The organism is Aneurinibacillus thermoaerophilus (assembly GCF_019603355.1).
Classification (GTDB): domain Bacteria; phylum Bacillota; class Bacilli; order Aneurinibacillales; family Aneurinibacillaceae; genus Aneurinibacillus; species Aneurinibacillus thermoaerophilus.
Map to the genome: position 1 here is coordinate 363,119 of NZ_CP080764.1, position 21,499 is coordinate 384,617.

Here is a 21,499-nt window from a genome sequence, read left to right on the forward strand (position 1 = left end):
TATTTACCCTTTACCATTCAGCGATTATAAGTTTTGCAACACCATCTAAGTTTTTAAAGCATGAATTTTTAGGGACGAGTTAAGAGTCTATATAACCATGGAAAGTGGTATAAGTATGGGATTTAAAATAGCATCAAAAGTATTGAGTTTTGTTTTATGTTTTAGTTTATTGTTAGGAACAGTTTCGCCTGCTATGGCTATGAAATCAGGATGAGTCTATAACTGTTACTAACAAGGAGATTAAGTCATTTGAAGAAGAATTTACATTTCTGGTTGAGGACCCAGTTTTTCAGCAATTAGAGAGAGAATTAGAAGATAAACAAAAAGATAACAATGAGGTTCGAGCCGCAGTTGCTCCAGTAGTAGCAAACGCTTTAAGAGTATTATTAGAAAAAGTAGGTAAATAAGCGGCTGAACAAGCATAGAACGTTGCTAAGCCCTATGTTCAAAAAGCTTTAGATGCTGCTAATGAATATACTATAGATGGTCCAGGAGGTGGTGGGAGGATTATACAGGTAAGAGTTAAAAAAACCGGTCAACCAATATTTAGACTAGATTATTATCCAATAAAGGCCGGGGGACCTTATGTTTTACATTATCATGTAGCACCAGATATGAAGGAACATCATGTGATATTTTAGGAGAGGCGAGTGGTAATATTGTCTGATCAATATGACCATAATATCCATTTACATATTGGATATCAAGATGAAAATTATGACATAGAAGTTATAGCTTTTAAAAAGAAAGATGCAGATATTTGGGATGTTTATATAAATTTTGAAGAAAATAGTATATTGGTGAATAAAAGTTTAACTAATTCTCCTAAAATTGATCCTTTTGGTTACTATGCTTTTTCTATCATTCAAAAGGATATAAGCTACGAAGAGGGGAGTATAAAATTAAAAGAGTGGCTGTTAAAAAACCAAATTATTTGAATTTTGTAGATATGTATCCTTGTAAATAGGGGTCCCGGCAGAAAAATACAGGAAATATATGACAATGCAATTTGTGGAATTAAAAAATTGATTTTTCCTACATTAAGGAATCATCGGTTTTTTATTGGAGAATAATTTTACACTTTTGGTTCCATCTGATACGTTTCTAAAAGAAGAAGGAACAATTAGAATTCCCCTTTACATGTTACTATAGCAGTAAGCTGATCAGCCTACTGCTTTTTATTTTTAAAAATAAATTTGTTTCATTTTTACTTTTAACATAACACGCGATTCATCCCCCACCTACGCCGGAGGCGTGAAGGAAGGGGACTTCTTGCGTGTTATGTTAAATAGCTTTAAAATCAAGGATTTTCGCAGGCTCATAAACTACGTTTCACCCGCATTTCATCTGTTCTCTAAATTTGAAATTTACGGGTATTGCTTGGAATGCAGATAGTAGCAAACGTCAAACTCCTTGATTTTTCAAGGGCTTTCTTTTTTTTATAGTTGACCAAACGTTTAGAAAATAGTGTTTTGCCCCCCCTTTTTTTAAAATTTTATTTTATTAATAAAACAATATGAATAATTAGATATAATTTATGTTATTACAGTATTGAAGTAATGGAACTTTATGACTATAATATAAGAGATATAAGTGCTAATTAACTGCAAAACTTAATTTAACGATAAAGGCAAACTTATCGAAAGATAAGGACGCAAAGCCACGGGTCTAAGGTTCAATGTGAATGATGACAGCCGGGTTACCGAAATCTTTTTAAAAAGTTTGATGAATTTAAAAAAAGGCTATTCCGCATTCGGTAATCTTAGGGAGCGGTATGGCCTTTTCTGTTTTTTACATAAGTAGCGATAAGCCTAGCTTTCGTATCGTATTTATGTAGTTTGTTTATCAATATAGAGTCATAATGAAAGGGAGTGAGATTTAGCATTCAGTACATAGTAATTAGTGAAGGAATAGACAGATATACGTTCAGTTTGGTAGCTAGGAAACATCAATTAAATAGTAAGACAATATATCGCTCGATACGCAAATATAAGGAAGGTAAAACAGTCTTTATAAAAGGAGGATATTACTATGATAAAAAGGAAAATTATTTTTAGTATAAGATGGAAATTAATAATAGCAGTAACCATTTCAATCATGATTTCAAGCTCTCTGGTAGGTGTTGTTACTTATTACTCTGCAAAAAGCGAACTTGAGAAAGCAGGTATTGAGCATTTACATCAAATTGTTGATGGTGCAATCACGATAATTCAGGTAATGGATGAAGAAGTTAAAAATGGCCATCTTACATTGGAAGAAGCCCAAAACAGAGCAAAGGATTATATCAACGGTCCGTTGTTAGAAGATAAGAAAAAGCGGGATTTAAGTAAATCGCATTTTATCTATAAAAAAGAAGGCTATATGTGGGCTTATGATGACAATTACATTGCAGTTATGCACCCGCTAGGATATGAAGGACAAAATCAAAAGGATTTCAAGCTTGAAGATGGTTCTTATTTGATACAAGATCTTGTGAAAGCTGGTAAAAATAGCGATCCTAACGAACGGTTATTAACCTATACGTGGAAAAATCAAGACGAGGCTAAAGAACGACCACAAATGAGTTATGTAGAGTATTACAAACCTTGGGGATGGACACTTGGTATTGCTGTATATCCAGAAGAATTTTATGGCTCTCTTCCTCTTATAAAAGGGGTTATAGCCGGAGGTATTGCTTTATTTTCACTAATTTGTATGGGTGTATTTATATGGTTATTTAATAAAAAAATCAAACTTATTTTGTATGTTAGTAGTATAGCGAAAAAGATAAGTGAAGGAGACTTAACGGTAAAGACGATTGATACAAAGTCTCAAGACGAGATAGGAGAACTTGCTAATGCGATTAATGAAATGGTAACAGGCCTAAAAGGCATTATCAAAAAAGTAAATGACGCCAGTATGCATGTTATTGCTTTATCGGAACAACTAATAAAAAATATGGAACAAACAGATGAAGCCAGCAAGCAAATTGCTATCACTGTTGAGGGGCTGAACCAAGGAGCAGAAGCCTCTTCTCAAACAGCGGAAGAGGTGGCAAGTACGATGGAGGAAACAGCCATAGGAATTGAACGTATTGCTGATTCATCCTCTAGAGTGGCGGAAACATCTGAAAGCTCGGTGAAAGAAGTGGAAAATGGAAATGAAGCGCTATCCAAGGCAATTCAACAGATGCAATCTATTAGCAAATCAGTTGATGATACGACTTCGTTGGTTAAAAAACTAGAGGACCATTCTAAGGAAATTGAGAGAATTACAGATGTAATTACGGAGATTACAGAACAAACAAATTTATTATCCTTAAATGCGGCTATTGAGGCAGCGCGTGCTGGAGAACATGGAAAAGGTTTTGCGGTTGTAGCAGATGAAGTAAGGAAACTTGCTGAACAATCGAAAAAATCGGCAGAGGGGATTACTGGGTTTATTAAGCAAATGCAGGAGCATACTCGTAAAGTTATATCTGGTATGCAGAAAGAAGCGGAGGAAGTTGAGTCTGGAATGGCGGTTATCAATGAGGCGGGCAAATCTTTAGAGAGTATTAGAATAGCCTTCCAACATGTGAACAATCAAATCCAGGAAGTGTCAGCAGCTTCCCAGCAATTATCTGCAGGAGCAGAACAGGTAACGGCTTCTATACAGGAAATGGCTGGGGTAGCCAAAGAAGTAGCCGTTGGTTCAGAAAATATCGCATCAGCTATTGAAAAACAATCCTCTCTAATAGATGAATTGTCAAGTTTCACTATTACTCTTAGAAATCTTGCGCAGGAATTGCAATTGTCTGTAGATAAATTCAAATTATAATTGAATTTTACAGTTTCTTTTAGAATTCAAGCAAGCTGCCAAACGAAATGTCAGAATGAAGAGAAAACAGGTAAGTAAATGGCTCAGATGATCCCATACCAGCATCCCCGCCAAATTATTAAATGTTTGGCGGGGATTTTTGGATCGTTCAATAATTATTCACAAAAGCATTATTAATACTATGTTAATATGAAAATGATTATCTAGTATAAGGAGAATGTGAACATGGGATATATAGTTTTACTTGCTGTTTGTCTTGTTTCTGGAGTGGCGGTTTTATTTGGAGCGTCTAAGTCACTAAAAAATGAATAGCAAACACAAACCATGAAACCCGGCGTGCTCGGACTTTTTGTTTGCTATCACTAACCGTGAACCTCAACATATTTCAATAATTATTCATAAAAGTCTCATAAAGATATCGAAATTTTGAATTAAAATAAATAGGAGATTGATTTGATTAAGGAGGAACGATCCATGAATACGGAAACTTTCGATGGCATATTCTTGATAGTTTTTACTGTTTTGATGGTGGCTACATTTGTTATAACATGGTTAGGATATAAAATGATAAAAAGTAAAGAGTAGAAATGGAGCATACTCTTTTTTTTTGGCTGTAGTTGATATTTCGATGTCGATTTTATGGTGAGAGGATAGATAAATGATATTATGTTTCTTCTTACCATCCTATACCGGGATTTTGAGCCAAGCGATTTTTATCCCCTCAATGAATGAAGGGGCGTTTAGTCACATGAATTCGTAAATATGAAAGGGGTTGGCCCATTATTTTTAGGACAGCCCCTTTTTTAATGGTTAGTAACTTTTCAACCTTCGAATAACAAAATTAGAAATGATAAGAGGAGTGGATTAGCGCTTGAATCCTTCGCCCAATACTTCTATAGAATTGGATATAATAACGAACGCAGAAGGATCGGCGTTTTTAACTAGCTGCTTTAATTTTGACAGTTCGCTTTGTTCAAGTACGCATAGTAAAACCGGACGTTTTTCATTCGTGTAGCCGCCTATGCCGGTTATTTTCGTAACCCCTCTATCGATTTCATTTAAAATTACGTGACGAATTTCTTCATCTTTATCCGAGATAATGATGGCCATTTTTGTATAGCTTAAGCCTAATTGTACAATATCAATGATCTTTCCGGTTAAATAGATGCTGATTAAAGCGTAAAGCGCCTGCTCAAAGCTAAACACGAAAGCAGATGTAACAACAATCAGACCATCAATAATCACCATGCAAATTCCCAGTGATAGATTGGTGAATTTGTGAATAATATGGCCGACAAGCGCCGTTCCGCCAGTGGAGCCTTTTCCGCGAAATACGATGCCAAGCCCTAAGCCCACACCCAATCCGCCAAACAGCGCTCCTAAAAGCGGATCGGTGGTCGCTGGTTTTATTCCTTCCGTCAAATAAACGACAAAAGGTAAAAACGTTGTTCCCACAAGGGTTTTTAAACTGAATTCTTTTCCGAGCAAAAGGGTTCCTAAGAAGAATAAGGGAAGATTGAATGCCCATTGAACATAAGATGGCTTCCAGCCAAATAATCCGTAAAAAATGGTGCTAAGGCCGCTAATTCCGCCGGCGGCAATTTCATTTGGCAATAAAAACAGAGTAAAAGCTAAAGCAACAATCGTTGAACCAATGAGTATTTCTACGTATTCCAATCCCAAAATTACTTTAGGATTCAAGGACATGATTCTACGATAGAGTGTTGTAGCCATGGTTGTTTCCACGCTCCTAACCCCTATTGATGCAGGAAAATACGTTTGAAAGTATAACACTATTCTCAAGAAAATGTAAACAGCAGCCAGGTGCTGCTTCACCTTATTAAAATTATGCTGGACTCGCAGGAAATGATGTATGCAGATTTTTGATCGATAAAGTTTCCTGCTCCACATAAATACAAATATGTTTTAATGTGGAGCCAATGAATCATCAAATGCATAAAAAATAATGGAGGGGGAAAATATATTTTTGTATAAAAATAAGCGATAGGAGGCAACGAGCATGGCCCTAATTCCTTACGAGCCATTTCGTCACCTTGAAAATTTAAGAAGAGAGCTCGATCAGTTCTTTGCAACCGGTTTTCCGGCTGATAAGGATTTTGGCGTCCCTCGGATCGACATACATGAGACTGAGAACGAAATTGTAGCATCTTGTGATATTCCCGGATTAGAGAGAAAAGAAGACATTAATATTGATGTCGAAAATAATGTACTTTCGATCAGCGGAAGTGTTAACAGAGTTCATGAAACGAAAGAAGAGCAAATGCACAGGCAAGAACGGTTTATTGGACGTTTTCATCGTTTGGTGACGTTGCCTGCTCGTGTTTCGGCTGAAGGGGTAAAAGCGACGTACAGAAACGGGGTGCTTGAGATACGGATGCCGAAAGTAAAGCAGCACAATAACAAGAGAATTGACGTAGAATTCCATTAAAGATAAGCGAAACACGAAAGCGCTCTAAGCGTTTCATATGCAGACGCAATGCTTCTCATACAGATAATAATGAATCCCCGCTTGTTAGCAGGGATTTTTTTGTCCTAAGCTCCGATTTAGCGACAATATACGTCTATATGTATCGGGATCAAGGTTCATCTTGCACATGTTCTTCCTTTCGCTTTCCTATATATTCCAAATTTTGATTGCGTTCTGGTGTACTGGGTGCCTGCTTCTGCTTTTTGTGCTTTTCCTCCAGCTCTCTGAGCGTTGTCGGAGTTCCTATCTTTTCCTGATCCATACTAATCTCCTCCTGTAATTCTTGCACCTATAGAAATAGTATGTGAGAAGAAATTCTGTTTTACTCCGTCGCACTGCTGGCTTTCAAAATTAGGTTTTTATATTTTGGCTTGATTAAGCCGGAACGAAAAACGGGCTATAATAGAAGTGTTATGATTTTATTATGTCAATCAGAAAAAATGAAAGGAAGAAGGAGGCGCACACATCTATGGATATGAACCGTTTCACCCAGAAATCGCTGGAAGCGATTCAACAGGCGGAAACGAAGGCGCTTCGGTACGGGAATCCTGAAGTGGAAACGGAACACTTGCTGCTTGCTTTGTTGACGCAGCATGAAGGACTGTTGCCGCGCTTGCTGAACAGAATGAATATCCCTTGCGAAACGATAACGCGAGAAGTGGAAAAAAGAATCTCACAAAAGCCTCGCGTATCTGGTCCAGGGCGAGAAGCGGGCAAAATTTATATAAGTCCTGCGGTCAACAGTATTTTATTGAAAGCGGAAGATGAAGCGAAAGCGATGCATGATGAATATGTGTCGGTTGAGCATTTGTTTCTTGGCATTTTGGAGGAAGCGAAGAAAACAACGTTGCACAATATTTTTGCTGCTCATGCTGTTACTCGTGAAGCATTTCTTGCCGTTTTGCATGAAGTAAGAGGGGGACAGCGCGTCACAAGTGCGACACCGGAAACCACATATGAAGCGCTTGAGAAGTATGGATATGATTTGGTAGAAGCGGCCCGCCGCAATAAGTTGGATCCGGTCATTGGCCGCGATGCGGAAATTCGTCATGTTATCCGGATACTGTCCCGTAAGACGAAAAACAATCCCGTTCTTATCGGGGAGCCGGGAGTAGGGAAAACGGCTATCGTTGAGGGGCTGGCCCACAGAATTGTGCGCGGGGACGTGCCGGAAGGATTGCGCGATAAACGAATTTTTGCGCTTGATATGGGCGCGCTCATCGCCGGTGCCAAATACAGGGGTGAATTTGAAGAACGGCTGAAAGCCGTGTTGCAAGAAATTAAGCGGAGCGAAGGCAAAATCCTGCTCTTCATCGACGAGATTCATACGATTGTTGGTGCGGGTCGGACGGAAGGTGCGATGGATGCGGGCAATCTGCTGAAGCCGATGCTAGCCCGCGGCGAACTGCACTGTATTGGTGCCACAACGCTTGATGAATACCGTAAATATATTGAGAAAGATGCGGCGCTCGAACGTCGTTTTCAGACAGTGATAGCGGATGAACCGACGGTAGAGGATACGATTTCGATTTTGCGCGGTCTTAAAGAGCGATTTGAAGTGTTTCATGGTGTCAAAATTCACGACAATGCGTTGGTTACGGCGGCCGTGTTATCGCATCGCTATATTATGGATCGGTTCTTGCCGGATAAAGCGATCGATCTTGTGGACGAAGCGTGCGCCATGATTCGCACCGAAATTGATTCCATGCCGGCCGAGCTTGATGAAGTGGCGCGACGCGTGATGCAGTTGGAAATTGAAGAAGCTGCGTTGAAAAAAGAAACAGATCCGGCGAGTCAGGAGCGGCTGGAACAATTGCGGAAAGAACTGACCGAGCGCCGTGAACGGCTGGCGGCGATGAAAGCACAGTGGGAAAGCGAAAAGCAGGCGCTGGGGAACATTCGGAAGCTGCGTGAAGAAATCGAACAAATTCATCAGGCGATCGCGCGGGCGGAACGTGAATACGATTTGAATAAAGCCGCTGAACTTAAGTACGGCAAGCTTCCGGAAGCAGAAAAGAGGTTGAAAGTGGAAGAAGAAAAGCAGGCGTCCCGCAAGATGGAAGGCTCTTTGCTGCGGGAAGAGGTGACGGAAGACGAGATCACCCGCATTATTTCTCGCTGGACAGGCATTCCACTTTCCAAGCTGGTGGAAGGCGAGCGGGAGAAGCTGCTTAAGCTTGATAAAATTTTGCACCGGCGTGTTATCGGTCAGGATGAAGCGGTAGATCGCGTAGCGGATGCCATTATTCGTGCCCGAGCAGGCATTAAAGATCCGCGCCGTCCGATTGGCTCCTTTATCTTCCTTGGACCGACCGGCGTCGGGAAAACAGAGTTAGCCAAAACGCTCGCTGAGACGCTGTTCGATACGGAAGACAATATAGTGCGCATTGATATGAGCGAATATATGGAGAAGCATAGCGTATCCCGCCTGATTGGCGCACCGCCCGGCTATGTCGGATTTGAAGAGGGCGGACAGCTGACGGAGGCGGTGCGCCGCAAACCGTATTCCGTTGTTTTGTTTGATGAAATCGAAAAAGCGCACCATGATGTATTTAATGTATTGTTGCAAGTGCTGGATGATGGAAGAATTACTGATTCGCAGGGACGTACGGTCGATTTTAAAAATACCGTCATTATCATGACATCTAACATTGGCTCCGCTTATTTGCTGGAGGGAATTACGGAAGACGGAGATATTAAGGATGAAGCGCGCGAACAAGTAATGGCAGAGTTGCGGATGCATTTTAGACCTGAATTTTTGAACCGGGTCGATGAAATTGTGTTGTTTAAGCCGTTGACTACAGAAGAAATCAACCGGATTGTTGATTTGCTTGTAGATGATTTAAGAAAACGGCTCGCAGAGCGTGGAATCGAGCTGAAATTGGCGGAAACGGCCAAAGCTTATATTGCCAAAGAAGGTTATGATCCGGTATATGGGGCGCGTCCGTTGCGCCGGTTCTTACAGCGTCACCTTGAAACGTTGATCGCCCGCTCGCTTATTGGCGGAAAAATTATGGAAGGCGCATTGCTGACAGTGGATTATGAAAATGAAAAGCTTACGCTTAATTGGAAAAATCGCCCTGAAGACTAATAGAGATAATAGAGAAAAAGACATCCCGCTTTCCAAATGGAGGGTGGGATGTTGTTATTTGAGATAAGGGGTTAATTGTTCAACTGCGTTTTGCAATTTTGCGGCCGCTTTGTTGTACAGTTTCTTTGATTCGCTTGACTTTGTCTCAAGTGCGAACAATTCAAATTCAGCCTGGCATTTTTTTAATGTGGCTAATAGTAATTGATTTTCAGACGGCTCCGGTATTTGAAGCTGGTCATTATACAAGTCTAGGTACAATTGTCCCTGAGCATCAACCTGTCCGATGAATACATTATCAAGTGTAACACCTGCTTTTTCTAATTCCGTATTCAGCCATTGTATGTTGTGGCCGCTTGCTTTTAGCGCGTCCAGTATAATATTTCCGTCCATAATGACAGTTTCAGGTTCGTGTTCTGCATCAACAACAGAGTTTAAATCTTTAAGGGTTACGGATTGCGCTTCTTTCTTTGGCATGACGCTCAATTCTCCGCTTGTTTCTAGCATGGCGAATTCCACATCGGCAATTTTAAAATTACCTTTCAGGCGCAATTGTTCAAGCAATTCATCTGTGCTGATGCGTTCTTTTTTCATGTTTTCTTCCAGCACTTTTCCGTTTTTGATGAGAACAGTGCCTTTTCCCTCGAATAAGTCGCGCACGAACTTGCTCTTCAGTGAAAGATAATCCACCAGGAAAGGAATCAGGGCAAAAACCAGCAAACTGGTATAGCCATGAACGAGATTGTTTTCAAGATCCGTGGCGACGTAGGCGGCCATGTCCCCGATGCTAATGCCTAACACATACTCGAAAAATGTTAGTTGGGCTAACTGTTTTTTTCCATTTAAACGCGTAACAATAAATAAAGTAATAAGAGCAAAAAAGGCACGCAGTGCAATGTGGATAACGTCATTCATGCCATTCACCTCATAATGGCAGGGAAGACGGAGTCGGTGACCCGTCTTCCTATGTTTTTTCCCGGGTTTAGAACCCTTTGTACTGTGGTTCTTCTTGTTCTAGTTGTTTTACGCGCGTTTCTAATGAATTGATAATCGCTTGGGCTTGCTGCGCGTTTTGCGTGAACAGTTGCTTAGCCTGTTGGTTTTGTGTATTCAGTGCAAATGTTTCCAGACTTGCCTGAGCACTCTTCAGGCTTGCAAGCGCTTGTTTTACTTGTGCAGATACTGTCATGAATTTCACCTCCACAGCAGATAGTATGTGCTTATCCTTTTGGATTAAACACAAGTGCGCACAAAAAACCGAAAATAATAGCCGCAGAAATACCGGCGCTCGTTACTTCAAAAATTCCCGTAATAATGCCGATGACACCATCTGTTTGCATTTCCTGTATCGCTCCATGAACAAGCGCATTTCCAAAGCTTGTAATCGGAACAGTTGCTCCTGCTCCGGCAAATTTGATCAGCGGCTCATACAGGCCGAGCCCATCCAGAATGGCGCCGGCCACGACAAGTGTGGACATCGTGTGTGCGGGTGTCAATTTTGCCACATCCATTAGCAATTGACCGATTACGCAAATGATTCCACCTACGATAAAAGCCCAGAAAAAAATCATGCATTGTGTGCCTCCTTGCTGTTTATTGTTCGATAGCTACGGCATGCGCGATACATGGAATCGTTTCGTTTTGCTGAAAGCTGAGCGGAGAAAGCAGAGCACCGGTCGCTACGACCAAAATGCGTTTCCATTCGCCCTGACGCAGCCGTCTGATCAAGTGTCCGTATGTCACGGTGGCGCAGCAGGCGCAGCCGCTTCCCCCGGCGATTACTTGTTGATCTTCGTTGTAAATAAGCAAGCCGCAATCGGTTAGACGTTCATCCGAGATCGGAATTTCGTGTTTGGCAAATAAATCCTTGGCGATCGAATGACCAATTTGGCCAAGGTCACCCGTAGCAATTAGATCATAGTGATCGAACGGGAGTTGCAAATCCCGGAAATGGGCTGTGATCGTATCAACGGCCGCCGGAGCCATGGCGGCTCCCATATTAAAAGGGTCTGTGATCCCCATGTCTACTACCCGTCCAACGGTGGCGGCGGTGACTCGTGGCCCGGCTCCGGACGCGGCGACGATGGCGACGCCAGCTCCGGTTACTGTCCACTGGGCCGTTGGCGGTTTTTGTGAACCGTATTCCGTAGGATAACGAAATTGTTTTTCCGCTGTCGCGTTATGGCTGCAAGTTCCGGCCATAGCGTACTTGGCGGCACCGCTGTCGACAAGCTGAGCGGCAAGAGCCAGACCTTCCATCGATGTAGAGCAGGCGCCGAAAATTCCGAGGTAAGGGACGCCAACAGTACGGGCCGAAAAGCTGCTGGAAATAATTTGATTCATCAAATCGCCCGCGATAAAAAAGTTAATGTCTCCCTTTTGGATTCCGGCTTTTTTAATAGCGGTATCGCAGGCATCTTCCATCATTTTTTTCTCCGCTTTTTCGAAGCTATCTTGTTGTAGCCAGATGTCCCCATACAAAAGATCGAAATCTTCAGCGATTTTTCCCTGTGCTTCGAACGGCCCACCGACTGTCGCCGAAGCAAGGATGACCGGACGATTCGTGAACACCCAGGATTGATGTCCTTGTAGCATTACGACATCCCTCCCAACGCCGTCCACGCCCATTTCAGCAACCCGATGACAAAAGCGGCAAAAACTCCGAAAACAATGACACAGCCTGCCATTTTAAACATATTTCCGCCTACTCCGAGCACGAATCCTTCACTTTTGTGTTCAAGTGCAGCAGAAGCGATAGAATTGGCAAATCCTGTTACAGGAACAGCTGTTCCTGCTCCAGCGTACTGGGAAAATTTGTCGTACACGCCCAATCCGGTAAGTAAAGCAGAAATGAAGATAAGTACAGCTACCGTTGGATTTCCCGCAGTTTTTTCTGTGAAGTTAAAATAGGTTATAAAAAATTTTTGAATGAATTGACCAAGCAGGCAAATAGCTCCTCCAACAAAAAAAGCACGTAGGCAGTTTTTGATGACGGAACGGGGGGGTTCGTGCGCCTTAGCAAAAGTTTGGTATTCGATTTGGGTCGGGGTTAATTTTTTGTTTTTTGCTTTGTTTCCCATATGCATTCTCCTCACATAATAAAGTGACTATGTATTATTTTGGAGAAAAAAGAAGTTTTCATTCACTGTGAAAGGGAGAGAAAGGTGAAATGAAAAATAAAAGCACGAGGAGACAAATGCTTCCTCGTGCTTTGGAACAGCGATTTATTTACATTTTTGTCGAGCGTATGAACGCTTGCGGCTTATGATGCTTGTTTGGAGTGCTCGATTTTTCTTGTTAATATTGATTACGATTTCGCTTTGAACAGATTGATGCGCGGGGCTGCAAGCAACTGTTCATACGTAAACTTCGTTCCCAAAAGGGAAATGTCGTTTAGATAAAGTGCGTCTTCAATTTTTTGCGAGATGTCTTCCGGTACGAACTTGTCGTAGCAATTTGGGCAATCGACGGAAGGAATGTTCAGGATTTGCACCGTTTTTTTACCATCAGGTGTTACCCAGTAACAATCCTGTACGCCTTCTTTTGCTTCTTCGGTTCCACACCATATACAATTCATTGATGTTCCCCCACGTTGTTTATTTGTTTTCTTTTGCTTTTGCCATTTTTGCCTTCATTTCGTCGCGTTTTGCCCGGCGGTCTTTTAGGGAAGCATGGTCTTCGGACTGCTCGTATTGCTCACGTTTTTCCATGCGTTGCAGACCTTCTGGAACGAGGTTGAACTTTTCATCACGCATGATGGCGGTGATGCCTACCGATTGTTTTTCTTCCGTAATGCCATAGTACTCGTTGAAGTATGCGTCTGCACGTCCCGGTACGTAGTTCTTCGGCTCTGGATAGGAAGTGATAACACCTTCGAAGTTGCGGAGTACAACTTTGTCCGGGCTTTGCGAAATGAGATAGTTCGGTTGTAGCGCAATCTTTCCGCCGCCACCCGGTGCATCTACTACGAATGTCGGAACCGCGTAACCGGACGTATGGCCGCGTAGGCCTTCGATAATTTCCAATCCTTTGGATACCGGGGTGCGGAAATGGCCGATACCTTCGGACAGGTCACATTGATAGATATAGTACGGACGAACGCGGATTTTTACGAGTTCGTGCATAAGTTTCTTCATGATCGGTACGCTATCGTTAATACCAGCAAGGATAACGGCCTGGTTGCCGACCGGAACACCCGCGTTGGCTAGCATTTCGCACGCACGCTTGGATTCTGGAGTAATTTCCAGCGGCGTGTTAAAGTGCGTGTTGAGCCAAACCGGATGGTATTTTTTCAGAATATTGCACAAGTTTTCTGTAATCCGCTGCGGGAATACGACCGGGGCGCGGGTACCGATACGAATAATCTCCACATGCGGGATCGCGCGCAGATTTTTGAGAATGTATTCGAGCACCGTATCGTTAATCAATAAGCCGTCGCCGCCGGAAATCAGAACATCTCGTACTTCCGGTGTATTCCGGATATATTCAATAGCTGCATCCAATTGCTTTTTCGGTACTCCCATGCCGATTTGACCGGAGAAACGGCGCCGCGTACAGTAGCGACAGTACATGGAGCACTGATTAGTTACGAGAAACAGTACGCGGTCAGGATAACGGTGTGTCAGACCAGGAACCGGAGAGTCCTCGTCTTCATGCAGCGGGTCTTCCAGGTCGTATTTCGTTTTCATGATTTCAGCCGAAATAGGAACCGATTGCATGCGCACCGGACACCGCGGATCATCCGGATTCATTAACGATGCATAATACGGCGTGATGTTTAACGGAATGGTTTGCGTAGAAATGCGTACACCTTCTTCTTCTTCCGGTGTTAGATTGATTACTTTTTTCAAGTCATCGACCGTTTTGATTGTATGAGTAAGCTGCCAGAGCCAATCATTCCACTGTTCTTCTGTTACATCTTTCCAAAGCTCGATTTCGCGGTAATCGCGACATTTAGCGGGAGTCGGGTGCCACCCTTCGCCTGGTGCCGGAGTGTGTTGTTGTCCTTTATTTAAATCTTTTTCAAGCAAGCTCATCTGCTGTACCCTCCTCAGAAATTTTCTAGTCGCTATTTAAATACAGCAAGATGTGTGCCAAAAGTAATAAATTTTCTAAAAATATTGATTTGGCGGTGTTTACGTGAAAAAAGGAGGGATATGCTCCCTCCGGAATTTTTAAATGGAGTGCCAAAAAACTGGCACTTCCAGAATTTTTTGCTGCAAAAATTTTGTCTATAAATTGAATTTTTTAAGTTTGTATTGCAATGCTTGGCGTTTAATACCGAGCGCTTCGGCTGTTTTGCTTACGTTACCTTTATAGCGGCGCAGTGCATCATCGATGATATTGCGTTCGATCGTTTCCATATAGCTAGGCAAATGCATCGGGTGGGAAGGCAGGAAAGCGTCCGCTCGTTCGATGGTTGCAGCCGGCTCAAGGTCAAGCGGTTTCTCCGTAAATTGTGGCGGAAGATGATGCAGCCTGATTGTTTCTTCGTTTTCCTCTAGCATATTAAATGCCGATTCAATAGCGTGACGCAGTTCACGAATATTACCCGGCCAGGAGTAGTGCAGGAACGTTTCCATTACTTCGTTGCTTACGCCTGTAACTTTCATGGCAAACGTTTGATTAAATTTTTCTATAAAATGATGGATAAGCAACTCGATATCTTCTTTACGCTTGGTCAGCGGCGGCAGTTCAATGTTGACAACATTGAGTCGGAAGAACAAATCTGAGCGAAGAATGTTATTTGCCAGCGCTTCCTGTGGCCCGATGTTCATAGCCGCGACAATGCGTACGTTTACCTCCTGCTCGGTAGAGCCTCCGACTCGCCGGACACGTCCGTCCTGAAGTACGCGCAGTAATTTGGCCTGTAGCATAATATCCAAGCTGTTGATTTCATCAAGAAAGAGCGTGCCACCGTCCGCCTGTTCAAAAATTCCGGGTCGGTCGATAGCTCCAGTAAAGGCGCCTTTGGTCGTGCCGAACAGCAGTCCTTCCATCAGTTCACGCGGTACCGCAGCACAGTTCTGTGCGATGAACGGTTTGTCGCGTCGGATGCTGGCGTTATGGATACTCTGGGCAATCAGCTCTTTTCCCGTCCCCGTCGGGCCACAGATAAGCACAGGGGATTGGGTTCTGGCCGCTCGCTTGGCGCGCGTAAGCGCTTGCTGGAAAAGAGGGCTTTGGCCAATAATATCGCTGAAATGATATTGCGTATCGTTCCGCGAATTTTTTTTATGTGTTGTTTTCTTATATAGTTGCTGGCGCAAATCGAGCACTTGATCGTTGAGTTGAACGATGCGTGTAATATCTTCCGCGAGTTCGACGGCACCGATGATTTCTCCGTCTCTAAACAATGGATACGTACTGTTAATCGAAGTGATTTGTTTGCCCTTCATGTTCATATAGGTTTGTACTTTATCGACCGTTTCTTTTCCGGTACGCAGGGCACGGATAAGGGTGCTGCTTTCGTTCGTAAGGGACGGGAAAAGATCGAACACGCTCTTTCCGATAACATCCTCCCGATCCAGACCGTCAATTTCCGCCATTGTTTCATTAAAAAATACAGTTGTTCCTTTTTTATCAACCATATGGACGCCTACATTGATAATGCTAAGGAGCCATTCGAATTCATTTGACCAGATTGCTGCAAGTTCAGACACATAGATCACCCTTTTCTTGAAAAATTTAGGGAAACGTGTTGGCGGTATATACTTTTTAACAAAAGGTATCGTTTGAAAAATCCGCAAGTTTTTCCTGTTCTTATGGCATATTTTTTGCAATATTATTTGCAATATTAAAACTATAAAAATACCAAGAGAACGGAGGATTTATTTATGACGACAAAAAACGATATTTATTATCATGCATGCACGGAAAAAGATGAGCGCTTCATTATGGATGTTTGCCTTGATCCGTTTAATGCCCGCTTGCGTGTTGACGATTATCGTGGTGACGTTCGCGCCATGCATTCGCGGATTCTTGAATTGGTAGAGCAACATTCATTCACAAAAGTATTCATCAAATCCCGTCAAGAAGACTGGCAGACGTTTTTAAGTCTTGGCTATATGCTTGAAGGTGTGTATAAAAAGTATTTCAATGGCAATGACGCGTACAGCATGGCCATGTATTTTACGGATGAACGTCGCACGAGCGATTACTGGATGGAAGAGGATACAATCCTTCGACAGGTGCTCGCGCTTCCACGTAAACTATCCGATGAATCGTTGGCTTTAGGATATTCGCTGCGCCTTGCGGTGACGGAAGACGCGGAACAATTAGCTAATTTGTACGGTGCGGTGTTCCAGACATACCCGACCCCAATGAATGACGTTTCCTATATCAAAAAAGTCATGCTAGAAGGCACTATTTTCTATATAGTAGAAAAAGAAGGTAAAATTGTTAGTGCCGCTTCCGCCGAAATCAACGCAACTTACAATAACGCGGAAATGACAGACTGCGCTACTTATCCCGAACACCGTAAACACGGATTGATGCGTCATTTGATTTCCGCGCTTGAGAAGGAACTGCGCCGCCGTCACATGTACTGCGCATATTCGCTGGCTCGCTCGCTGTCCTTTGGCATGAACGCTGTATTTCATCAGCTTGGTTATGAGTATACGGGCCGCATGACCAAAAATTGCAACATCTTTGATAAATTTGAAGATATGAATCTTTGGGTAAAAAATCTTTCAGCAAAATAGTGCATTTACAGTACGGAAAGCGCCGCATGGTCAAGACGGTAGGCCATGAGCGCAAGATGCAGCTGGGTGAGAACGTGCGCGTTTTGCAGCTCCTTGCCCGTTTTTTCTGCGATTTGCTCTAGACGGTATTTCAGCGTGTGGCGATGGATGAACAATGCCGCCGCTGTGTTTTTGATATTCGAATTGTTTTGCAGATAACATTCAAGCGTATCGATTAGACTTGAACCATGTTTTTGATCGTATTCAATCAGCGGATCAAGCAGCGGTCGATATAATTGTTCCAGCGAAATTCCCGCTTCCTGCATTTGCAGAAGCGGGGCATAGGCCCCGATTTTGTCGTAGGAAAGCAGCGGTTCGCCGGCAGCGATAGCGACCTGCAACGCTAAGCGCGCTAAGCGCGCTTGGTCTGCGATTTGGCTTAAACCATGGAACGGTTCGCTTAGGCCGATATAGAGAGCGCCGGGCGGGAGAAACGATAGCGTTTCCTGCTGTAGGGATTGCGCGGCCCTTATTATTTCTTTTTCTTGTTGAATGGTCATAAGCAGGGTAATGGTCTTCTGCTTTTCTCTCATCAATACGGGTTTGTTTTGCTTTTGTACCCATCGCTGAATGAAAGGCCGTATACTCTCGGTAGACGGGGAGGCAAGCTGCATAACCGCCATTGTTCCTTCCAGCCTGTAACCGAGGCGCTGGGCCAGTTTTTGCAGTTTCGTTTCATCCTGCTCCCTGCTTTCCAGCAGTTCGTCCAACACGTTTTCTTGCAGGCGGAGCAGAGCTTCGTCGACCGCTTTTTGTTTTAAAAATTCAATGGCGCATACCATGGAGGCTTGTTCCACGATGAGACGGTCCATTTCCGTAAGCGGAGCTCGTTTTTTTATATAGAGAAATCCGTAATGCTCACGATCGGTAGCAATCGGATGAAGCCATTCATTTTCTGCAAGCAGAATGGAGCTGCTTGTTTTTTTGGGTCCGAGAGCTTCGACAAGCTCAGCGGGAGAGATTGCTTCTGTCGTTTGCCCGCTTCCTTCCAGCCACTTGCCATTCGCATCGTATACTTCTACATCGGCTTGCAGATGAGCGGCAAGCGTATGGGCAAGGGGCGCCAGGCCTTTATTATTGAGCGCGAGCAGTGTTAGTTCCCGATGGATTTGCTGTGTATCCTGCATGAGTTGAAGCTGACGGTTTACAATATGGCCGAGCAGTGCCTTGGTTACTTCGGAAAAGTTCATATGGCGTGGAATCTCGAACAACGGTAAATCATACGCGTTCGCTGCAGCAATAAACTCAGGCGGAATCTGTTTCATATAGAACCCGGTATGAATAGCGACTGCTGATAAGTTTTGCCGCGCGAGCCGAGCGATAAAGTCTTTTCGGTTCGCCTCTGTGTCCAGACCATATCCGGTCGTAATCAGAAATTCCCCTTCCTGCAGTCGTGTCACATCCTCAATGATTTCCACAATTGTTACCCATTTGATAATTCTGTGCAGGCCGCCGTGCCCTCCTACGAGCTTGATTTGTTGGATATCAGGTAATTGTAACGCTTCTTTTAGTGTAATGGACATACTTCGTTCCTCTCTTTATACATGGTGTATAAAAAATATACTACAAATTTATGTAATAGTGAGAATATTTTTTTTCCAACTAGCTTGATATGATAAAGGCAGCGAAGCAATGAAAAGAGGGAGATGCGCGTGAAAATAAAAAGTCATGTCATTAAGCCGTTGCTAGACAAAGAATATCCCACTGTTTCCCATGGACGCGGAGTTTATTTATATGATACCGAAGGGAAAGCATACATTGATGGATGTTCAGGCGCGATTACCGCTAACATTGGACACGGTGTACAATCGGTCATTGATGCAATGAAAGAGCAGGCCCAAAAAGTGTCATTCACGTATCGCTCACAGTTTACAAGCGACGCGGCGGAAGAACTTGCAACCAAGCTTGCCAGTTGGGCACCGGGTGATTTAGATTATGTGTTTTTTGTTAATAGCGGATCAGAAGCGACGGAGACAGCGATGAAAATCGCTATTCAATATTGGCAGGAACAGGGCCGTACGGGGAAAAATAAAATTTTGTCCCGCTGGATGAGCTATCACGGTATTACGCTTGGTGCTCTATCTATGTCCGGGCATATCCTGAGAAGAAAGCGCTTTATTCCTTTGCTGGAGGAGTTTCCATCAGTAGAGCCGCCTTATTGCTATCGTTGTCCGTTTGGCAGCACGTATCCGAGCTGCGATTTGCTTTGCGCAAATCAGTTGGAGCAGGCCATTCATCGCATTGGGGCGGACAATATTGCGGCATTTATCGCAGAGCCGATCATCGGTGCCTCTGCTGGTGCAGTGACTCCGCCGCCATACTATTATCAACGAATTAAAGAAATTTGTGAGCGCTACGAGATTTTATTTATTGCTGATGAAGTGATGACCGGAAATGGTAGAACCGGTAAACCGTTCGGCATTGACCATTGGGGAGTGGTTCCCGATTTGATGGCGCTTGGAAAAGGAATGAGCGCGGGCTATACACCGATGGCAGCCACCATCGCGAGCAAGCGGATCATTGATGTTATCGCCGCTGGTTCAAAATCGATTATGTCCGGTCATACGTTTAGTGCCAATCCACAATCGGCCGCTGTTTCGCTTGCGGTCATGAAATACATTGAAGATCATCGGTTAATTGGAAAAGTAGAAGAGCGCGGTCAGCAATTAATCGCAGGCTTGCAAGCGCTTATGCAAAAATACGAGATTATCGGCGATGTCCGCGGCAAGGGATTGCTTTGCGGTATGGAGTTTGTAAAAGATCGCACGACGAAAGAGCCGTTCCCGTTCCATCTTCGCGTGACAGAGCGGTTAATTGAAAAAGCGATGAATAACGGTTTGCTCATATACAGCGCGTCCGGCGGCATTGACGGGCAAGCGGGAGATGCAATTCTGGTTGCGCCACCATTCGTTATCACGGAAGAAGAGATCAATGAGTTGCTTTTTATTCTTGATCGGTCGCTTGGTGAGCTTGCGCTGGAGCTTGAACAAGAAGGGCAGCTCGCTTCCAAAGAAAGCGTATAGAAAGGGGAGAGGGGAAGTGCGGCAGACATTATCGAAAGTTGTTTCCCTAGAAGAAGCGCTGACACATATAACAGATGGCATTACGCTTATGTATGGGGGATTTGGTGGTATAGGCAGTCCGCCAACCCTCATTGATGGCATCTTAAAAAAAGGTGTGAGCAACCTAGATTTGATCGGCAATGATACGGGATTTCCTGATGTAGGGATCGGCCGTCTGGTTACGGCTGGTCGCGTCCGCAGCTTGATTACTTCGCATATCGGTTCCAACCCGAACGCCGGGCGCCTGATGACAGAAGGAAAGATGAAAGTGACTTTCTATCCGCAGGGGACGCTGGCGGAAAAAATTCGTGCAGGCGGCATGGGGCTCGGCGGTATTCTGGTTGATGTCGGTCTTGGTACGATCGTAGAAGACGGCAAACAAAAAATTAAAGTGGAAGGCAAAACGTATATGGTCGAGCCGGCGCTTACGGCAAAGGTGGGAATCGTATATGCGCTGAAAGCCGACGAGTACGGCAATCTTGTATACGACAAGAGCGCACGCAACTTTAACCCGCTGGTGGCAATGGCGGCAGACATTACTATCGCAGAGGTTGAAGAAATTGTGCCGCTCGGCGAGCTTGACCCAGAATGCATTGTTACGCCTGGGGTGTATGTTGACTACATTGTAAAAAGCGAAGGGGTGAACTGGAAATGGGCGTGGGAGTAGAACAGCGACATCTTATCGCGCGCCGCGCAGCGAAGGAAATCCGACCGGGGATGCTGGTGAATTTGGGCATAGGCATTCCAACGCTGGTTGCGGACTATATCCCACCGGAGTGGCAAGTCATGTTTCACGCGGAAAACGGGATTCTGGGTACGGGCCCTTCGCCAGCCGAAGGAGAAGAAGATGAAAATTTGTGCAATGCCGGTGGATTTCCGATTACAATCGTGCCAGGCGCTTCATATTTTGACAGTACGGTCGCCTTTGGCATGATTCGTCGCGGCTATCTGGATATTACAATTCTCGGCGCACTTGAAGTAAGCGAAAAAGGCGATTTGGCCAACTGGATTGTTCCTGGTAAGCGGGTACCCGGCATGGGTGGTGCCATTGAATTGGCACAAAAATCGAAAAAAGTGATTGTGCTGATGAATCACACTAACAAAGCGGGTGAACCGAAAATTCTCCGGCAGTGTACGTTGCCTTTGACCGCTCCGGAATGCGTGGATATGATCATTACGGAGCGCGCGGTAATTGAAGTGGTAAATGGGGAACTGCATTTGAAGGAAGTGCTGTATCCGTACACGGTGGAGCAAGTAGTCGAAAGTACAGGCGCGCCGCTTCACTTCAAGGAAAGCAGCCAGATTCCAGTCTTTAAATAAT

Annotated in this window: 19 protein-coding genes and 1 riboswitch; of the genes, 8 read left to right on the forward strand and 11 right to left on the reverse strand. The window is 43.8% G+C overall.

Going from position 1 to position 21,499, the window contains the following annotated elements; translation table 11 throughout:
* Positions 1-650: 650 nt before the first annotated feature.
* Together K3F53_RS02100 and K3F53_RS02105 are read left to right on the forward strand one after the other, a co-directional pair.
* Positions 651-938 (forward strand): DUF3986 family protein, encoded by a 288-nt coding sequence (locus K3F53_RS02100; protein WP_057900014.1) that lies wholly within the window; start codon positions 651-653, stop codon positions 936-938.
* Between the two features lie 681 nt (positions 939-1,619).
* A riboswitch (cyclic di-GMP riboswitch) is annotated at positions 1,620-1,707 on the forward strand.
* A gap of 324 nt (positions 1,708-2,031) precedes the next feature.
* Positions 2,032-3,798, forward strand: coding sequence for a methyl-accepting chemotaxis protein (locus K3F53_RS02105; protein ID WP_057900013.1), 1,767 nt, complete (start codon positions 2,032-2,034; stop codon positions 3,796-3,798).
* Between the two features lie 864 nt (positions 3,799-4,662).
* Here K3F53_RS02105 and K3F53_RS02110 read toward each other — a convergent pair.
* The gene (locus K3F53_RS02110) at positions 4,663-5,505 is read right to left on the reverse strand and encodes a YitT family protein (protein WP_091260927.1); all 843 of its coding nucleotides are present in this window, start codon (positions 5,503-5,505) and stop codon (positions 4,663-4,665) included.
* A gap of 313 nt (positions 5,506-5,818) precedes the next feature.
* On the opposite strand from K3F53_RS02110, the gene K3F53_RS02115 reads away from it, so the two are divergent.
* Positions 5,819-6,247 carry an Hsp20/alpha crystallin family protein gene (locus K3F53_RS02115; protein ID WP_057900012.1) on the forward strand — a complete coding sequence of 143 codons (429 nt, stop codon included), beginning with the start codon at positions 5,819-5,821 and terminating at the stop codon, positions 6,245-6,247.
* Between the two features lie 148 nt (positions 6,248-6,395).
* Here K3F53_RS02115 and K3F53_RS02120 read toward each other — a convergent pair whose 3' ends face one another.
* Complete coding sequence (locus K3F53_RS02120) at positions 6,396-6,548, reverse strand: hypothetical protein (RefSeq protein ID WP_220559283.1); 153 nt, start codon at positions 6,546-6,548, stop codon at positions 6,396-6,398.
* A gap of 207 nt (positions 6,549-6,755) precedes the next feature.
* Between K3F53_RS02120 and clpB the strand changes: the two genes are divergently transcribed.
* Positions 6,756-9,377, forward strand: coding sequence for an ATP-dependent chaperone ClpB (gene clpB, locus K3F53_RS02125; protein ID WP_220559284.1), 2,622 nt, complete (start codon positions 6,756-6,758; stop codon positions 9,375-9,377).
* Between the two features lie 54 nt (positions 9,378-9,431).
* On the opposite strand, the gene K3F53_RS02130 is transcribed toward clpB, so the two are convergent.
* The 8 genes from K3F53_RS02130 to K3F53_RS02165 form a co-directional block, all read right to left on the reverse strand.
* Positions 9,432-10,289, reverse strand: coding sequence for a DUF421 domain-containing protein (locus K3F53_RS02130; RefSeq protein WP_091260921.1), 858 nt, complete (start codon positions 10,287-10,289; stop codon positions 9,432-9,434).
* 67 nt (positions 10,290-10,356) lie between these two features.
* A complete protein-coding gene (locus K3F53_RS02135; RefSeq protein ID WP_057900009.1) occupies positions 10,357-10,563 on the reverse strand; it encodes a DUF1657 domain-containing protein in 207 nt (68 codons plus the stop codon).
* Positions 10,564-10,594: 31 nt separating this feature from the next.
* The gene (spoVAE, locus tag K3F53_RS02140; protein ID WP_057900008.1) at positions 10,595-10,945 is read right to left on the reverse strand and encodes a stage V sporulation protein AE; all 351 of its coding nucleotides are present in this window, start codon (positions 10,943-10,945) and stop codon (positions 10,595-10,597) included.
* Positions 10,946-10,967: 22 nt separating this feature from the next.
* The gene (gene spoVAD, locus K3F53_RS02145; RefSeq protein WP_220559285.1) at positions 10,968-11,969 is read right to left on the reverse strand and encodes a stage V sporulation protein AD; all 1,002 of its coding nucleotides are present in this window, start codon (positions 11,967-11,969) and stop codon (positions 10,968-10,970) included.
* Positions 11,969-12,460, reverse strand: coding sequence for a stage V sporulation protein AC (gene spoVAC / locus K3F53_RS02150; protein WP_408863276.1), 492 nt, complete (start codon positions 12,458-12,460; stop codon positions 11,969-11,971). The genes spoVAD and spoVAC overlap by 1 nt, the downstream gene beginning before the upstream one ends.
* 221 nt (positions 12,461-12,681) lie before the next feature.
* A complete protein-coding gene (locus tag K3F53_RS02155; RefSeq protein WP_057900005.1) occupies positions 12,682-12,951 on the reverse strand; it encodes a YokU family protein in 270 nt (89 codons plus the stop codon).
* Positions 12,952-12,970: 19 nt separating this feature from the next.
* The gene (kamA, locus tag K3F53_RS02160; protein ID WP_082706118.1) at positions 12,971-14,410 is read right to left on the reverse strand and encodes a lysine 2,3-aminomutase; all 1,440 of its coding nucleotides are present in this window, start codon (positions 14,408-14,410) and stop codon (positions 12,971-12,973) included.
* A 195-nt stretch (positions 14,411-14,605) separates the two neighbouring features.
* A complete protein-coding gene (locus K3F53_RS02165; RefSeq protein ID WP_246615674.1) occupies positions 14,606-16,036 on the reverse strand; it encodes a sigma-54 interaction domain-containing protein in 1,431 nt (476 codons plus the stop codon).
* A 174-nt stretch (positions 16,037-16,210) separates the two neighbouring features.
* Between K3F53_RS02165 and ablB the strand changes: the two genes are divergently transcribed.
* Positions 16,211-17,077 carry a putative beta-lysine N-acetyltransferase gene (gene ablB, locus K3F53_RS02170; RefSeq protein ID WP_057900003.1) on the forward strand — a complete coding sequence of 289 codons (867 nt, stop codon included), beginning with the start codon at positions 16,211-16,213 and terminating at the stop codon, positions 17,075-17,077.
* Positions 17,078-17,082: 5 nt separating this feature from the next.
* Here ablB and K3F53_RS02175 read toward each other — a convergent pair whose 3' ends face one another.
* Positions 17,083-18,639: a PucR family transcriptional regulator gene (locus K3F53_RS02175; RefSeq protein WP_220559286.1), complete on the reverse strand. Its 1,557-nt coding sequence runs from the start codon at positions 18,637-18,639 to the stop codon at positions 17,083-17,085.
* Positions 18,640-18,768: 129 nt separating this feature from the next.
* On the opposite strand from K3F53_RS02175, the gene K3F53_RS02180 reads away from it, so the two are divergent.
* Genes K3F53_RS02180 through K3F53_RS02190 form a run of 3 tightly spaced genes read left to right on the forward strand, consistent with a single transcriptional unit; the run spans position 18,769 to position 21,498 of the window.
* Positions 18,769-20,139 carry an aspartate aminotransferase family protein gene (locus tag K3F53_RS02180; protein WP_236781916.1) on the forward strand — a complete coding sequence of 457 codons (1,371 nt, stop codon included), beginning with the start codon at positions 18,769-18,771 and terminating at the stop codon, positions 20,137-20,139.
* Positions 20,140-20,155: 16 nt separating this feature from the next.
* Positions 20,156-20,845: a CoA transferase subunit A gene (locus K3F53_RS02185; RefSeq protein ID WP_281423712.1), complete on the forward strand. Its 690-nt coding sequence runs from the start codon at positions 20,156-20,158 to the stop codon at positions 20,843-20,845.
* Positions 20,830-21,498, forward strand: coding sequence for a 3-oxoacid CoA-transferase subunit B (locus K3F53_RS02190; RefSeq protein ID WP_220559288.1), 669 nt, complete (start codon positions 20,830-20,832; stop codon positions 21,496-21,498). Before K3F53_RS02185 ends, K3F53_RS02190 begins: the two co-directional genes overlap by 16 nt.
* Position 21,499: the final 1 nt, after the last annotated feature.

Bases quoted from the DNA above. Each gene is read 5' to 3' on its own strand.
- K3F53_RS02105 (WP_057900013.1), top strand. From the start codon at position 2,032: ATGATAAAAAGGAAAATTATTTTTAGTATAAGATGGAAATTAATAATA.
- spoVAC (WP_408863276.1), bottom strand. From the start codon at position 12,460: ATGCATATGGGAAACAAAGCAAAAAACAAAAAATTAACCCCGACCCAA.
- K3F53_RS02110 (WP_091260927.1), bottom strand. From the start codon at position 5,505: ATGTCCTTGAATCCTAAAGTAATTTTGGGATTGGAATACGTAGAAATA.
- kamA (WP_082706118.1), bottom strand. From the start codon at position 14,410: ATGAGCTTGCTTGAAAAAGATTTAAATAAAGGACAACAACACACTCCG.
- spoVAD (WP_220559285.1), bottom strand. From the start codon at position 11,969: ATGCTACAAGGACATCAATCCTGGGTGTTCACGAATCGTCCGGTCATC.
- spoVAE (WP_057900008.1), bottom strand. From the start codon at position 10,945: ATGATTTTTTTCTGGGCTTTTATCGTAGGTGGAATCATTTGCGTAATC.
- K3F53_RS02115 (WP_057900012.1), top strand. From the start codon at position 5,819: ATGGCCCTAATTCCTTACGAGCCATTTCGTCACCTTGAAAATTTAAGA.
- ablB (WP_057900003.1), top strand. From the start codon at position 16,211: ATGACGACAAAAAACGATATTTATTATCATGCATGCACGGAAAAAGAT.
- clpB (WP_220559284.1), top strand. From the start codon at position 6,756: ATGGATATGAACCGTTTCACCCAGAAATCGCTGGAAGCGATTCAACAG.
- K3F53_RS02190 (WP_220559288.1), top strand. From the start codon at position 20,830: ATGGGCGTGGGAGTAGAACAGCGACATCTTATCGCGCGCCGCGCAGCG.
- K3F53_RS02120 (WP_220559283.1), bottom strand. From the start codon at position 6,548: ATGGATCAGGAAAAGATAGGAACTCCGACAACGCTCAGAGAGCTGGAG.
- K3F53_RS02155 (WP_057900005.1), bottom strand. From the start codon at position 12,951: ATGAATTGTATATGGTGTGGAACCGAAGAAGCAAAAGAAGGCGTACAG.
- K3F53_RS02135 (WP_057900009.1), bottom strand. From the start codon at position 10,563: ATGACAGTATCTGCACAAGTAAAACAAGCGCTTGCAAGCCTGAAGAGT.
- K3F53_RS02175 (WP_220559286.1), bottom strand. From the start codon at position 18,639: ATGTCCATTACACTAAAAGAAGCGTTACAATTACCTGATATCCAACAA.
- K3F53_RS02130 (WP_091260921.1), bottom strand. From the start codon at position 10,289: ATGAATGACGTTATCCACATTGCACTGCGTGCCTTTTTTGCTCTTATT.